Source organism: Kitasatospora sp. Root107, from assembly GCF_001424875.1.
Lineage (GTDB): Bacteria > Actinomycetota > Actinomycetes > Streptomycetales > Streptomycetaceae > Kitasatospora.
On sequence record NZ_LMCT01000005.1, the window covers coordinates 1 to 13309 of the forward strand.

At 71.0% G+C, this 13309-nt stretch carries 13 protein-coding genes and 1 pseudogene; 4 read left to right on the top strand and 10 right to left on the bottom strand.

Annotated features, from left to right (window positions below; all coding sequences use genetic code 11):
- Positions 1 to 274 precede the first annotated feature (274 nt).
- The 3 genes and pseudogenes from ASC99_RS06460 to ASC99_RS06470 form a co-directional block, all read right to left on the bottom strand.
- A complete protein-coding gene (locus ASC99_RS06460; RefSeq protein ID WP_057229275.1) occupies positions 275 to 1078 on the bottom strand; it encodes a DUF3710 domain-containing protein in 804 nt (267 codons plus the stop codon).
- A 2-nt stretch (positions 1079 to 1080) separates the two neighbouring features.
- Positions 1081 to 1613, bottom strand: a pseudogene (gene dut, locus ASC99_RS06465) (dUTP diphosphatase).
- On the bottom strand, positions 1610 to 2182 hold the full coding sequence (locus ASC99_RS06470; protein WP_057229481.1) for a PaaI family thioesterase: 573 nt from the start codon (positions 2180 to 2182) through the stop codon (positions 1610 to 1612). The pseudogene dut and the gene ASC99_RS06470 overlap by 4 nt, the downstream one beginning before the upstream one ends.
- Positions 2183 to 2344: 162 nt before the next feature.
- On the opposite strand from ASC99_RS06470, the gene ASC99_RS06475 reads away from it, so the two are divergent.
- A complete protein-coding gene (locus ASC99_RS06475; RefSeq protein WP_057229279.1) occupies positions 2345 to 2794 on the top strand; it encodes a DUF3093 domain-containing protein in 450 nt (149 codons plus the stop codon).
- Between the two features lie 226 nt (positions 2795 to 3020).
- Here ASC99_RS06475 and ASC99_RS06480 read toward each other — a convergent pair whose 3' ends face one another.
- The 4 genes from ASC99_RS06480 to ASC99_RS06495 all read right to left on the bottom strand — a co-directional run bounded on the left by ASC99_RS06480 (position 3021) and on the right by ASC99_RS06495 (position 7032).
- Positions 3021 to 3320, bottom strand: coding sequence for a DUF4193 domain-containing protein (locus tag ASC99_RS06480; protein ID WP_057229281.1), 300 nt, complete (start codon positions 3318 to 3320; stop codon positions 3021 to 3023).
- Positions 3321 to 3767: 447 nt separating this feature from the next.
- Positions 3768 to 4769, bottom strand: coding sequence for an acyl-ACP desaturase (locus ASC99_RS06485; RefSeq protein WP_369824237.1), 1002 nt, complete (start codon positions 4767 to 4769; stop codon positions 3768 to 3770).
- A 265-nt stretch (positions 4770 to 5034) separates the two neighbouring features.
- On the bottom strand, positions 5035 to 6333 hold the full coding sequence (locus ASC99_RS06490) for a cell wall metabolism sensor histidine kinase WalK (protein ID WP_057229283.1): 1299 nt from the start codon (positions 6331 to 6333) through the stop codon (positions 5035 to 5037).
- A gap of 45 nt (positions 6334 to 6378) precedes the next feature.
- Complete coding sequence (locus ASC99_RS06495; RefSeq protein WP_057229285.1) at positions 6379 to 7032, bottom strand: response regulator transcription factor; 654 nt, start codon at positions 7030 to 7032, stop codon at positions 6379 to 6381.
- Positions 7033 to 7434: 402 nt separating this feature from the next.
- Here ASC99_RS06495 and ASC99_RS06500 point away from each other — a divergent pair, with 402 nt between their 5' ends.
- The gene (locus ASC99_RS06500; protein ID WP_057229287.1) at positions 7435 to 7620 is read left to right on the top strand and encodes a hypothetical protein; all 186 of its coding nucleotides are present in this window, start codon (positions 7435 to 7437) and stop codon (positions 7618 to 7620) included.
- A 159-nt stretch (positions 7621 to 7779) separates the two neighbouring features.
- Here ASC99_RS06500 and ASC99_RS06505 read toward each other — a convergent pair whose 3' ends face one another.
- Both ASC99_RS06505 and ASC99_RS06510 read right to left on the bottom strand, forming a co-directional pair.
- Entirely contained in the window at positions 7780 to 8568 is a 789-nt protein-coding gene (locus ASC99_RS06505; RefSeq protein WP_235502660.1) for an inositol monophosphatase family protein, read from the bottom strand.
- A 41-nt stretch (positions 8569 to 8609) separates the two neighbouring features.
- Complete coding sequence (locus ASC99_RS06510; RefSeq protein WP_057229289.1) at positions 8610 to 9764, bottom strand: ferrochelatase; 1155 nt, start codon at positions 9762 to 9764, stop codon at positions 8610 to 8612.
- 125 nt (positions 9765 to 9889) lie between these two features.
- Here ASC99_RS06510 and ASC99_RS06515 point away from each other — a divergent pair, with 125 nt between their 5' ends.
- Positions 9890 to 11125, top strand: coding sequence for an MFS transporter (locus ASC99_RS06515; protein WP_057229291.1), 1236 nt, complete (start codon positions 9890 to 9892; stop codon positions 11123 to 11125).
- 111 nt (positions 11126 to 11236) lie between these two features.
- Complete coding sequence (locus ASC99_RS06520) at positions 11237 to 12550, top strand: D-arabinono-1,4-lactone oxidase (RefSeq protein ID WP_057229293.1); 1314 nt, start codon at positions 11237 to 11239, stop codon at positions 12548 to 12550.
- Positions 12551 to 12557: 7 nt separating this feature from the next.
- Here ASC99_RS06520 and ASC99_RS06525 read toward each other — a convergent pair whose 3' ends face one another.
- Complete coding sequence (locus tag ASC99_RS06525; RefSeq protein ID WP_057241063.1) at positions 12558 to 13301, bottom strand: hypothetical protein; 744 nt, start codon at positions 13299 to 13301, stop codon at positions 12558 to 12560.
- Between the last annotated feature and the right edge of the window lie 8 nt (positions 13302 to 13309).

Here is a 13309-nt window from a genome sequence, read left to right on the forward strand (position 1 = left end):
CTGGCGTTGACTTTTGGCACGCTGTTGAGTTCTCAAGGAACGGACACTTCCTTCGAGCCGCTTATCAGGCGGACCCTCCGGGCGCTTCGTTCTTTCGTGTTCCGAGCTTATCAGACGTTTTCCGCTCCGTTTTCCGGAGTTTCATTCAGCCGACTCGCTTTTCTTCGCCCCTCTCGGTGCGACTCCGGAACTGTACGGGCATCGCCGCCCCACAAGCAAATCGCCTCCGTCCGGCGTACCGGACGGAGGCGATCGGCCGACGATCCTGCAGGTGTCAGCGGAGTTCGGTGATCTCCGGACCACGTGCGAACGGGTCCAGCGAGGTCTCCGCGAAGCGGGAGCTGCCGGCGTCGACGACGCTGGCGCCGCCGTCGGCGACCATCTGGGCGTCCTCGGGGAGCTTGAGCACGATCGGGTCGCGCGGAGCCATCGGGGTCTCACCGCGGACCACGACGGTCTGCTGGAAGACCTGCTCCAGGATGCCGGCCATCTCGGGCTGGACCGCGGCCTGGCCGGAGATCACGCCACGGAGGAACCAGCGCGGTCCGTCGCACCCGACGAAGCGCACCAGCTGGACACCCTGGGTGCCGTCCGGCAGCTGTACGGGGACCTGGGCCCGGAGGTGCCAGCCCAGCGGGCCCTCCTCCTCCTCGACCAAGCCGCCCTGCTGGGTGATGCCCGAGGCGATCTCCTCGCGGACCTCGCCCCAGATGCCCTCGGACTTGGGGGCCGCAAAGGCCTGGAGCTGGATGGCGCTGTTGCCGAGGACCAGGGTGGCGGCCACGATCGCGTCGCCGGCCACCTCGACCCGCAGTTCCATGCCCTCGACACCAGGGATCAGGAGGCCACCGAGGTCGACTCGGCCCTCCTCGGGGTTCTCCAGTTCGGAGATGTCCCACGGGCCGTCCGGTCGCGGGGCCGGCGGCAGGCCGACCCGGTCCGCGGGGTCGGTGTCGGCGGCGTTCTCGTTCTCGGAGTCGGCGAAGCCTTCGGCGTCATCGGCCGTCTCGTCGGCGCTGGTGGCGTCGTCGGCGAGCTGCTCGACAGCGTCCTCGCTCTTCTGGCGGCGACGGAACACGGTCACTGTCCTTCCCGGTCCAAGACCGATGCGAATACCTGCTCGGCTACTGCGCTGGCGCGGGCATGGTAACCCTGTCGTGACCTCCGGTCGACCCGAACCCGCCTTCGGCACGTGCCGATCCGGGAAGTTCGGCCACCTCGTGGAAACTCGCCTTCTCGACCTGCTGGATCACCAGCTGGGCGATTCGGTCCCCACGGCGGAAGCTGACTCCCTCGCGCGGGTCGAGGTTTACCAGAATCACCTTGATCTCACCACGGTACCCGGCATCGACCGTCCCCGGGGCGTTCACCAGTGCAACTCCGCACCGGGCCGCGAGGCCGGAACGCGGGTGCACGAAGGCGGCGTAGCCGTCCGGCAGGGCGATCCCGACACCGGTCGGCAGCACGGCGCGCTCACCGGGGGCGAGCTCGGCGTCGATGGTGGTGCGCAGGTCGGCTCCGGCGTCGCCGGGGTGCTCGTACGACGGCAGCGGCAGTTCCGGATCGAAACGGGTGATCAGGATGTCGACCGGCGGGCGGGCGGTGGTACTCACGGGTTCACCTCGAAGGCTCGGGCACGCTTGAACAGATCCGGGTCGTCCAGGGCTTTCTTGATGTCCTCGGGACGCCCGTGCGTGGTGAAGTGTTCCAGTTTCACCTGGATGAAGAGTGCCTGCGCCCGGATCGCGACCGGCCCGTCGGGTCCGCCGATCCGGCCCTCGGCCGCGCTGTAGATCTTGCGGCCCTTCACGCCGGTGACCCAGGCGTGGATGTGCAGCGTGGAGTCGACCGGGACCGGGCGGACGAAGTCGCTCTCCAATCGGCCGGTCACAGCGGCCATGTGCAGCAGCCAGTTGAGCGTTCCCAGGGTCTCGTCCATGGCCGTCATCAGCACGCCACCGTGGGCCAGGCCGGGGCCGCCCTGGTGGCCGGGGCGGACGGTGAACTCGGCGGTGACGTTCAGGCCTTCGCCCGCCACGGCGGTCAGCTGGAGGCCCTGCGGGTGCTGTGGGCCGCAGCCGAAGCAGTGGTCGTAGTGCGAGCCGAGCAGGGTGCCGGGGGCGGGTGCCTCGGGCGCCCGGGGCGGCAGTACGGCGTCGGCCGGGGGCGTGGTCGGCGGCAGGGCGGTGGCGCGGGCGACGGGCTCTTCGGAGCCCTGCTGCGCAGGCGGGGAGGCGGCGGGTCCGTTCACAGCGGCGACCTTACCCGCGGGTAGTACGGGCCGCACCGGCTGTCCGCCAGGGAGGCGGGGCCGAAGGCCGGCGGCGGCACACACAATGGGGGCATGTACGACGAACGCCTCACCGTCCCCCGCAGCTGGTGGCTGCTTCCCGTTGCACTCGGCTTCTCGCTGGCGTTGATCATGCTGCGGTTCAGCGCGATCGGTGCCCTGGTCGGCCTGGTCGTCGGCATCGTCGCCGGAGCCGCCGCGCTGAGCAGCTACGGCTCCGCCCGGATCCGCGTGGTGCAGGGCTCCCTGGTGGCCGGCCAGGCCCGGATCCCGGCCGACGTGCTCGGCGCCGCCCACGTGCTGAACCCGGCCGAGACGGTGGCCTGGCGGTCCGTGAAGGCGGACCCGCGCGCCTTCATGCTGCTGCGCAGCTACGTGCCGACCGCCCTCCGGGTCGAGATCACCGACCCGGCCGACCCGACCCCGTACGTCTATCTGTCGACCCGCTCGCCGCAGCGGCTGGCCGACGCGCTGGCCGAGGCCCGCCGGGGCCGGATCAGCTGACCTCGCCCCGCCCGGAAACGGCGGAGGGACGGCTCCGCGCATGTGCACGCGGGACCGTCCCTGTGTTCCGTACTGCGACGCGATCGGCGGGACCGATCGCGCGGTGGAGCGGGCGCGGCCGCCGGGGTGACCGCAGTTGCTGCCTCCGGCCTTGCTGCCCAAGGCCGGGCGGGGCGGTGTGCCGGACCGACGGGGATCCGCCGGGCCGGGCCTTCCCGCCCGGTGCTCAGGCGCCGCAGTCCTGGCAGATGGGCTGCCCGTTCTTCTCGCCGAACAGCTGGCTCCGGTGGTGTACCAGGAAGCAGCTCATGCAGGTGAACTCATCGGCCTGGCGCGGAAGCACCCGGACCGAGAGTTCCTCGTTGGAAAGGTCAGCGCCGGGAAGCTCCAGGCCTTCGGCAGCGTCGAACTCGTCGACGTCGACAGAGCTGGTGCTCTTCTCGTTCCGACGAGCCTTGAGCTCCTCGATGCTGTCCTCGTTGACATCGTCGTCAGTCTTGCGCGGGGTGTCGTAGTCCGTTGCCATTGTTCGCTCTCCCCCTCTGGGTGTGTGCGGTATCTCCAGCGCACGTAACGCATGGGGGGCCGGTCTTGTGCCCGACCCGAGGCGGAGATTTTGCCTTACTTCAAGCCCTGTTACTCAATCGACATCCTCGAACGGCCTCTTCAGGGCCATCCCGGGCGGTCCGAACGGCCTCACGGAGAGCTTCCTCCGGGAGGCCGACCGACCGTTCGGGCCATCACACTCAGTGGTCGAGGTCCGCGCGATCATCGGCCAACTCAGCTGCGCTGACGGCGACTTGATGATGTGTCGACAAATCTCTCCGGCCGAACGACCGTCACCCTCGGCGATCGGATCACCCGAACCGGTGATCACCCTGAGAGATCATCCGAACGTGTGGGGCGACTTCCTGTGAGCTTCCTCACAGTCTGAACTTTTCGGGCAAATCCTGGAAATCCACCCACCCGAAGGCTACTTCTTCGCGGCGTTCGCAGCCCGCCTGGCGAGCAGTGCGGCCTGCCGCTCGTCGAACTTGGTGGCCTGCGCGTCGAGGGCGCCGAGGAAGACACCGAGCTCCTGCTGGGCCTGCAGACCGGCCGGGCCGAGGCCGCCGATCTCCATCACCTTCAGGTGGCGCAGCACCGGCTGCAGCACGTCGTCGTGGTGGATCCGGAGGTTGTAGACCCCGCCGATGGCGAGCTGGGCCGCAGAGCGCTCGAAGCCGGGCATGCCGTGGCCGGGCATCCGGAAGTCGATCACCACGTCCGCGACGGCCCGCATGGCCTGGTCCGGGGCGATCTCCAGGGCGGCCTTGAGCAGGTTCCGGTAGAAGACCATGTGCAGGTTCTCGTCGTTGGCGATCTTCGCGAGCAGCTGGTCGCAGACCGGGTCGCCCGAGAAGTGGCCGGTGTTGCGGTGCGAGATCCGGGTGGCCAGCTCCTGGAAGGCCACGTACGCGACCGAGTGCAGCATGCTGTGCGAGTTGTCCGACTCGAAGCCCTCGGCCATGTGCGTCATCCGGGCCCGCTCCAGCTCCACCGGGTCGACGGCCCGGGTGGCCAGCAGGTAGTCGCGAATGGCTATCCCGTGCCGGCCCTCCTCGGCCGTCCAGCGGTGCACCCAGGTGCCCCAGGCGCCCTCGCGGCCGAACATGGTGGCGATCTCGTGGTGGTAGCTGGGCAGGTTGTCCTCGGTGAGCAGGTTGACCACCAGCGCGATCCGGCCGAGCGGCGTCACCTTGGACTGGTCCAGCGCCCAGGCCTCGCCGCCGAGCACGCCGTCGAAGTCACGGCCCAGGCTCCAGGGCACGTACTCGTGCGGCATCCACTCCTTGGCGACCTTGAGGTGCCGGTTCAGCTCGACCTCCACGACCTCCTCGAGCGCCATGATCAGTCGCGCGTCGGTCCAACCCGCAGTGCTGAGCGAGGCGGCGGAAGGGGCGGCGGCGGTGCGCTGCTCGGGTGCGATGGTCACGGCGGTGCTCCTGAAAGGGCGGGGCAGGGACGACGGGGTCGCGTCTGGCCGGGTGGCTACGACCAACCTTACGGCTCCGTAGGTTACGACACCGTAAGTTGTCCCGACCAAAAATGACAAGCCGCCCCCGCCAGGGCATTTGTCATGGCGACTGGCCTGGCGGGGGCGGCGATCGGGCCCGGGCGGGATGCTCCGCGCACGGAACGAAATCCGGCCTTGAAGGATGCTGGGGTGCCTGCGGCGACCCCTAGGGGCAGTAGGGGCGTCAGGCTCCCGGGATCCGGACCCGGATGGTGAGGCCACCTCCGGTGCGCGGGGTGGCCTCGATCGCCCCGCCGTGCGCGCGGACCACCGAGCGGACGATCGAGAGGCCGAGCCCGACCCCCTTGTCGCTCCGGGTCCGGTCGGCCCCCTTCACCCGCCGGAACGGTTCGAAGATGTGCTCCAGCTCGTAGCCAGGCACCACAGGCCCGGTGTTGCTCACCACCAGTTCCCCGGCACCGCCCGGCGCCGGGGAGGTGGTGATCTCCACCCAGCCACCGGGGGTGTTGTACCGGGTCGCGTTCTGCAGCAGGTTGAGCGCGATCCGCTCCAGCAGCACCCCGTTCCCGCTCACCTGGACCGGCTCCAGCACCGACCGCAGCTCCACCTCCCGGCCGGCCGCCTCCGGGCGGATCTGCTCCAGTGCCCGCACCGCCACCTCGGAGAGCTCGACCGGGCGGCGGTCGGTCAGCTCGTTGTCGCTGCGGGCCAGCAGCAGCAGACCTTCCACCAGCTGTTCGCTGCGCTCGTTGGTGGCCAGCAGGGTCTTGCCGAGCTGCTGCAGGTCGGCCGAGGCCTCCGGGTCGGAGAGCTGGACCTCCAGCAGGGTGCGGTTGATCGCCAGCGGGGTGCGCAGCTCGTGCGAGGCGTTGGCGACGAACCGGCGCTGCGAGTCGAAGGCCCGGTGCAGCCGTTCCAGCATCTCGTCGAAGGTGTCGGCCAGCTCCTTGAGCTCGTCGTCGGGACCGTCCATGTCGATCCGCCGGTGCAGGTCGGAACCGGCCACCTCGCGCGCGGTCCTGGTGATCCGGTTGAGCGGGCGCAGCACCCGGCCGGCCAGGGCGTACCCAAGGATGAAGGCGATCACCGCGAGGCAGACCAGCACGGTGAGCGACTTGCGCAGCAGCGTGGTCAGCGCGGCCTCGGCCTGCACGCTCTGGAAGTGCCGCAGCCACTGCTCGAAGTTGGCGGCCGTGATCACGGTGCCGTCCTCGGTCTGGATCTGCACCCCGGAGCCCAGCCGCAGCGGTGGCAGCGAGGCGTCGTAGAAGGCCTGCCGGACGAAGAAGTACATCAGCATCAGCAGCACCACCCCGGCCATCAGGAACATCCCGCCGTACAGCAGGGTGAGCCTGATCCGGATGGTCGGGCGCAGCGGCAACCAGCTGAACAGGCCCTCGCCGTGCACCACTTGGGGCGTCGGCTGGGCCGTCGCGACGGTCGGGGGCTGGTGCGGGCGCGGCGGCACCGGGGCGCCGCCGGGCGCGCCGGAGGCCCCGCCGGTGGGGGGCGGGGTGGTCATGGCTGTCCTCTCGGGTGCGGTCCGGGTACGGGTGGGGGGCTCGGTTCAGATCCGGTAGCCGGAGCCCGGCACGGTGACGATCACGGCGGGGTCGCCGAGCTTGCGGCGCAGGGTCATCACGGTGACCCGGACCACGTTGGTGAACGGGTCGGTGTGCTCGTCCCAGGCCTTCTCCAGCAGCTGCTCGGCCGAGACCACCGCGCCACCGGCCCGCATCAGGACCTCCAGCACGGCGAACTCCTTGGGCGCGAGCTGGACCGGCTTCTCGTCCCGGAGCACCTCGCGGCGGCCCGGGTCCAGCGAGATCCCGGCCCGCTCCAGCACCGGCGGCAGCGGTACGGTCGCGCGGCGGCCGAGCGCCCGGACCCGGGCGACCAGCTCGCTGAACGCGAAGGGCTTGGGCAGGTAGTCGTCGGCGCCGATCTCCAGGCCCTCGACCCGGTCACTGATGTCGCCGGAGGCGGTCAGCATGATCACCCGGGTCGCCAGGCTCTGCTCCACGATGCTGCGGCAGACGTCGTCGCCGTGCACCAGTGGGAGGTCGCGGTCCAGCACCACCACGTCGTAGTCGTTGACCGAGATCCGCTGCAGCGCGGCCTCGCCGTCGTAGACCACGTCGACGGCCATCGCCTCGCGGCGCAGCCCGGTGGCAACGGCTTCGGCGAGCAGCTGCTCGTCCTCCACAACGAGAACCCGCACGGTGGTTGTCCCTTCTGCAGCAGTGGCCGAGGTCGGGCACCCCAGTCCGACGGTGGTTACATCCTGCCTGGTGGACCGGTAAAGCACCGGTAAGCGGTGGGTCGAGGGGGTTCGGTTCCGCGAACGGACTGTGACGCGGGCAACTTTCTCGGTTAGTCAGGTTTCCCGCCGCCGGGGGCGGGGAGGACAGGTTCACACCGGCGATCGGGCCGAAGCGCCGATCGCAGTCACCACCCGCCGTGCGTTCATCCGCACCGGCCCGGGTCTCGGAGTCCATCGGACGGTCTCAGGCCGTCACCGCACCAGCTGGGGAGAGCACCACCGGCTGGGGTATTTCCGTTGGCACCGAAGCCCGTCCCGGGGAACGCCGGACCGCCCGTCCGACACAGCAAGGGGGCCAGAATGGACGCCTTCACCGCCGGCATCATTCAGCGCATAAGGAACGCCGAAGCAGATCTGCACCGCGCTCTCGAGTCCGGTGACGAGTTCCTCGCCGAGGTCGAACAGTCCGAACTGGACGATCTCCGTAGGCTCGCCGCCGAACACGGCATCGACCCCGTGCGCGAGATGCACCGCGCCGCCGCCTGATCCTGCAGCACGCACCACCAAGCCCTGGCACCCCCGTGCCAGGGCTTCTGCGTGGGCAGGTCCGGAGACGAAAGTGCCTGACCGCCTACGCACGGATCACCTTTTACGAGGCTGGCGTCGCAGTTCCCCGAGCCCCTGGTGGCTGATGCCCGGAGGGGCCTAGGCGCCGAGGGCCGTGAGACGGGTCAGGAGGTGTTCGAAGGTGCCCGGCGGGGCGGTGCAGGTCATGCCGTCGGTGCCGCCGGTGCGGGCGCCGGCCTCGGCGGCGATCAGGGCGCCGGCTGCGCGGTCCCAGGGCTGGAGGCCGCGTTCGTAGAAGGCGTCCAGGCGGCCGGCCGCGACGTCGCAGAGGTCGACCGCGGCGGCGCCGGCCCGGCGGATGTCGCGGACCTCGTGCATCAGGGCGAGCAGCACCTCCGCCTGGCGGACCCGCACGGACTGCACGTAGTTGAAGCCGGTGCCGACCAGTGCCTGGCCCCAGGGCGGGGCCGGGCGGCAGCGGATCGGCGCCCCGTCCAGGTAGGCCCCGCGGCCGAGCACCGCATGGAAGAGTTCGCCCATGGCCGGGACGGCGACCACGCCGACCACGGCCCGGCCGTCCAGTTCGGCGGCCACGCTGACGCCCCAGGAGGGCAGCCCGTACAGGTAGTTGACGGTGCCGTCGAGCGGGTCCACCACCCAGCGGACGCCGCTGCTGCCGGAGTGGTCGGCGCCCTCCTCGCCGAGGTAGCCGTCCTCGGGGCGGCGGGTGGTGATCAGCTCCAGGATCAGCTTCTCGGAGGCGAGGTCCATCTCGGTGACCACGTCGACCGGGCTGCTCTTGGTGGCGGCCACGCCGAGGTCAGCAGGGCGGCCGTCGCGGAGCAGGGTGCCGGCCTGGCCGGCGGCCTCCAGGGCGACGTCGAGGAGTTCGTCCAGCAGTGCGTCGGGCGGGGCGAGGTCGGGCACAGGGGTTTCCTTCCGGCGGGCGAGCGGATGGTGACGGAGTGTCAGAGCTGGGCGGCGGCGGGACGGGGTGCGCGCGGGTTGGGGCAGCAGGCCACCGCGCACACGTCGTGGCTCGGGCCGAGTGCCCCCAGCGCGCAGCGCTCGACGGACGCCCCTCGCTCGGTCGCCGCCCGCTCCAGCACCAGCTCGCGGACCGCCGCGGTGAACCGGGGGTCCGCGCCGACGGTGGCGGCCCGGCTGACCGGCAGACCGAGTTCGGCCGCCTTGGCGGTGGCCTCGGTGTCGAGGTCGTACTTGACCTCCATGTGGTCGGAGACGAAGCCGATCGGCACCATCACCGCGGCCTGCGCCCCGGCCTCCTTCAGCGACTCCAGGTGGTCGCAGATGTCCGGCTCCAGCCACGGGATGTGCGGGGCACCGCTGCGGCTCTGGAAGACCAGCTCCCAGGGCCGGTCGGCCACCCCGGTGGCGGCGGCGACGGCCTCCGCGACCAGCCGGGCCACCTCCAGGTGCTGGGCGACGTACGCGCCGCCGGGAGTACCCCGGGCCGGATCGTCGGGGGCGCCGGAGGTCTCGGCCATCGCGTCCGGGATGGAGTGGGTGGTGAAGGCGAGCTGCGCGCCGTCGCGTACCCCGGCGGGCAGTTCGGCGAGCGCCGCCAGAGTGGCGTCGATCATCGGGCCGACGAAGCCGGGGTGGTTGTAGAAGTGCCGGAGCTTGGCGACCTCCAGGGTCGGCAGCCCCTCCTCGGCCAGCGTGGCCAGCGCGTCGGCCAGGTTCTCCCGGTACTGCCGGCAGCCGGAGTACCCCGCGTACGCGCTGGTGGCCAGCACCAGCACCCGGCGGTGGCCGTCGGTGGCGATCTCGCGCAGGGTGTCGGTCAGGTACGGCGCCCAGTTCCGGTTGCCCCAGTAGACCGGCAGGTCGAGGCCGTGCCCGGCGAAGTCCTTGCGCAGCGCGGCGAGCAGTTCACGGTTCTGCTCGTTGATCGGGCTGACCCCGCCGAACAGGAAGTAGTGCTTGCCGACCTCGGCCAGCCGTTCCTTCGGGATGCCCCGGCCCCGGGTGACGTTCTCCAGGAACGGCACCACGTCCTCGGGGGCCTCGGGACCACCGAAGGAGAGCAGCAGGAGGGCGTCGAAGGGCGCCGGGTCCGCAGGGGCGGCAGGGTGGGTGAGGGTGTACGAGTCGGACATGGCTCCGATCCTGCCACCAACGGCACCCGACTCCGGGTCAAGTCCGGGAGACGGAAACCCCGTTGCTCGAGTACGTAAGCTGTGTATGCGACCGATGTTCCTTACCTGTACCCAGCGGAGCCCCCTTGCTGTCCAGCTACCGCCAGATCTTCGCCGCCTCCGGCAGCCTGGCCTTCTCGCTCTCCGGCTTCATTGCCCGGATGCCGATCTCGATGACCGGCATCGGCATCGTGACCATGCTGTCCCAGCTCCGGGGCTCGTACGGTCTGGCGGCCTGGGTGTCGGGCACCATGGCGGGCGCGGCGGCGGTGCTCGGCCCGGCGGTCTCCTGGCTGGTGGACCGGCACGGGCAGCGCCGGGTGACGCTGCCCGCGACCGCGATCACCGTGCTGGCGGCGGTCGGGCTGCTGCTCTGCGCCCGGTCCGGCGCACCGACCTGGACGCTGTTCGTCTGCGCCTTCGGGATGGGCGTGATGCCGAGCACCGGTTCGATGGTCCGGGCCCGCTGGGCGTACCTGTACAACTCCTCGCCGCCGAAGCTGCACACCGCGTACTCCTTCGAGGCGGTGGTGGACGAGGTCTGCTTCATCATCGGCCCGATCCTCTCCATCACGCTGGCCACCAGCGTCTTCCCCGAGGCCGGGATCATGCTGGCCGGGGTGTTCCTGACCGTGGGCGTGCTGCTGTTCACCGCCCAGCGGCGGACCGAGCCGCCGGTGCACCCCGCCGAGCACCACACCGGCGGTCCGGCCATCCTGTCGGGCGGCCTGCAGGTGCTGGTGGTGACCTTCGTGGCGACCGGCGCGGTGTTCGGCTCGGTCGAGGTGGTCACCCTGGCGTTCGCCGAGGAGCAGGGGCACAAGAGCTGGACCGGTCTGGTCCTGGCGGTCTACGCGCTCGGCTCCTGCCTGGCCGGGGTGATCTTCGGGACGCTCAAGCTCAAGGGCTCGATGGCGACCCGGTTCCCGGTCGGGGCGGCGGTGATGGCGGCCAGCATGGTGCCGCTGCTGCTGGTCGGCGAACTGGTGCACGGCGTCGGCGGGCTGCTCGCGATCAGTGCGGCGCTGTTCGTCGCCGGGTTCTCCATCTCGCCGACCCTGATCACCGCGATGGCGCTGGTCGAGCGGCTGATCCCGGCCGCGAAGCTCACCGAGGGGATGACCTGGACCACCACCGGGCTGGCCCTCGGGGTGGCGCTCGGCTCGTCGGCGGCGGGGCTGGTGGTGGATGCGCAGGGGGCTCCGGCTGGGTACTGGGTGCCGCTCTCCGCAGCGGCGTTCGGGATGGTGGTGGCGTTCGCGGGGCTGCCGCGTCTGCGGAGTGGTCTGGCGACGGCCGAGGCTGAGCTGGTTCGTACCTGAGGGTGCCTGCCCGAGCCGGTGGACCGTAGACCTGTGGGGATCGAGTGGCTACGCTCCCCCTACTCACCGGTACATACGGGTGCCGTCGGCCCCGGAGCAGGAGGCACCCCCATGCCCCAGGGCACATCGGTCGACTGGCGGAACTGGGCCGGCAACCAGAGCGCCCGGCCCAGCCGGACGGTTGCGCCGGCCTCGGCCGAGCAGCTCGGCGAGGTGCTCAGGCAGGCGGCCGAGCAGGGGCGGACGGTGAAGGCGGTCGGCTCCGGGCACTCGTTCACCTCGATCGCGTCCGCCGGTGACGGGGTGCTGGTCCGGCCCGACGGGCTGACCGCCGTCCGGGAGCTGGACCGCGAGGGCGGCACGGTGACGGTGGAGTCCGGGCTGCCGCTGTGGAAGCTGAACCGGCTGCTGGAGGCGGCCGGGCTGTCGCTGACCAACATGGGCGACATCGAGGTGCAGACCGTCGCCGGGGCCACCAGCACCGGTACGCACGGCACCGGCCGGGACTCCGGCTCGCTGGCCGCGCAGATCCGGGCGGTCGAGATCGTGCTCGCCGACGGCAGTGTCAGGCGCTGCTCCCCCACCGAGAACCCCGAGCTGTTCCAGGGCGCCCGGCTCGGGCTCGGTGCGCTCGGCGTGGTCACCGCGCTGACCTTCGGGGTGGAGCCCGCCTTCCTGCTGACGGCGCATGAGCGGCCGATGGGCTTCGGGGAGGTGCTGTCCGCCTTCGACGACCTGGCGGCGGTGAACGAGCACTTCGAGTTCTACTGGTTCCCGCACACCGACCGCTGCTCGGTGAAGCGGAACAACCGGAGCCAGGGCCCGGCCGCGCCGCTGCCGAGGTTCAAGTCCTGGCTGGACGACGACTTCCTCTCCAACACGGTCTGGGAGGGTGCCTGCCAGGTCGGCCGGCGGTTCCCGGCCGCCATTCCGACGATCGCTCAGCTGGCCAGCCGGGCCTGGTCGGAGCGGACGTTCACCGACACCGCGTACAAGGTGTTCACCAGCCCGCGCAAGGTGCGCTTCATCGAGATGGAGTACGCCGTGCCGCGCGCGGCGGCCACCACCGTGCTGCGTGAGCTCAAGGCGCTGGTGGAGCGATCGAACTGGCGGATCAGCTTCCCGGTGGAGGTCAGGCTGGCGCCGGCCGACGACCTCTGGCTCTCCACCGCGAGCGGCCGGGACAGCGTCTACATCGCCGTGCACCTCTACCGGGGCACCGCCGAGCAGGGCTACTTCACCGAGGTGGAGAAGCTGATGACCGCTCACCAGGGCCGCCCGCACTGGGGGAAGCTGCACACCAGGGACGCGGAGTACCTGGCCTCGGTCTACCCGCACTTCGAGGACTTCACCGCGCTGCGCGACAAGGTGGACCCGGGCCGGCTGTTCGCCAACGACTACCTGCGCCGGGTGCTCGGCGACTGACCGGCCGTCAGGGCGACGGCGTACCGCTGGGCGTCGCCGCGGCGCCGGCACCCGAGGTCGTGGCCGAGTCGGTCGGCGTGCTCGACGGCGTGGAGGACGGTGAACCCGAAGGCGTACCGGAGGGGGTCGAGGACGGCGATCCCGAAGGTGAACCCAGTGGCGTCCCGGACGGCGTGGAGCTCGGCGTGCTGCCGGACGGGGTCGAACTCGACGGGCCCGAAGAGCCCAGCGAGGACGGCGGCGGCGCGGCCGGCTTCTGCTCCACCGATCCGCCCAGCGAGGTCCCCGAGCCGCTGTCCCCCTTCACGGTGGCGGACACCGGCTGACCCGTCATCAGCTCGAAGGCCAGGATCGGCCCCATCGCCAGCGCGAAGACCAGCCCGGAGACGGCCAGGCAGGTCTTCCAGGTCCACCGCCGCTTGGCCCGGACGGTCTGTGGCGCGTTCCATTCGGAGGAGAGTTCGGTGTTCTCCGGCGGTTGCGGCTTCCTGTCGGTGCGGTCGACCGCCTGCCGGAGTTGCTCGCCACCACGCCGGAACAGGTGCTGGAGGACCGCACTGCCGGTGGTGGCGCCGATACTGACCACCGCCGCGCCGATGATCGTGCCGTAGACGCCGAGTTCGGAGGCGAGCAGCGCGCCGACAATGGTTGCCAGGGCACTCGCCGCCACCTGAGCCACACTCAGGTCGATCCGCTTCCGCTCGCTCTCGGACCGCTCGGCGACATCCTGCGGTGCGCGCTGCTGGGGCATCAACATCC

Excerpts from the sequence above, each read along its gene's own strand:
- ASC99_RS06475 (WP_057229279.1), top strand. The coding sequence starts at position 2,345 with ATGTACGACGAACGCCTCACCGTCCCCCGCAGCTGGTGGCTGCTTCCC.
- ASC99_RS06525 (WP_057241063.1), bottom strand. The coding sequence starts at position 13,301 with ATGCCCCAGCAGCGCGCACCGCAGGATGTCGCCGAGCGGTCCGAGAGC.
- ASC99_RS06520 (WP_057229293.1), top strand. The coding sequence starts at position 11,237 with ATGCCCCAGGGCACATCGGTCGACTGGCGGAACTGGGCCGGCAACCAG.
- ASC99_RS06480 (WP_057229281.1), bottom strand. The coding sequence starts at position 3,320 with ATGGCAACGGACTACGACACCCCGCGCAAGACTGACGACGATGTCAAC.
- ASC99_RS06500 (WP_057229287.1), top strand. The coding sequence starts at position 7,435 with ATGGACGCCTTCACCGCCGGCATCATTCAGCGCATAAGGAACGCCGAA.
- ASC99_RS06510 (WP_057229289.1), bottom strand. The coding sequence starts at position 9,764 with ATGTCCGACTCGTACACCCTCACCCACCCTGCCGCCCCTGCGGACCCG.
- ASC99_RS06490 (WP_057229283.1), bottom strand. The coding sequence starts at position 6,333 with ATGACCACCCCGCCCCCCACCGGCGGGGCCTCCGGCGCGCCCGGCGGC.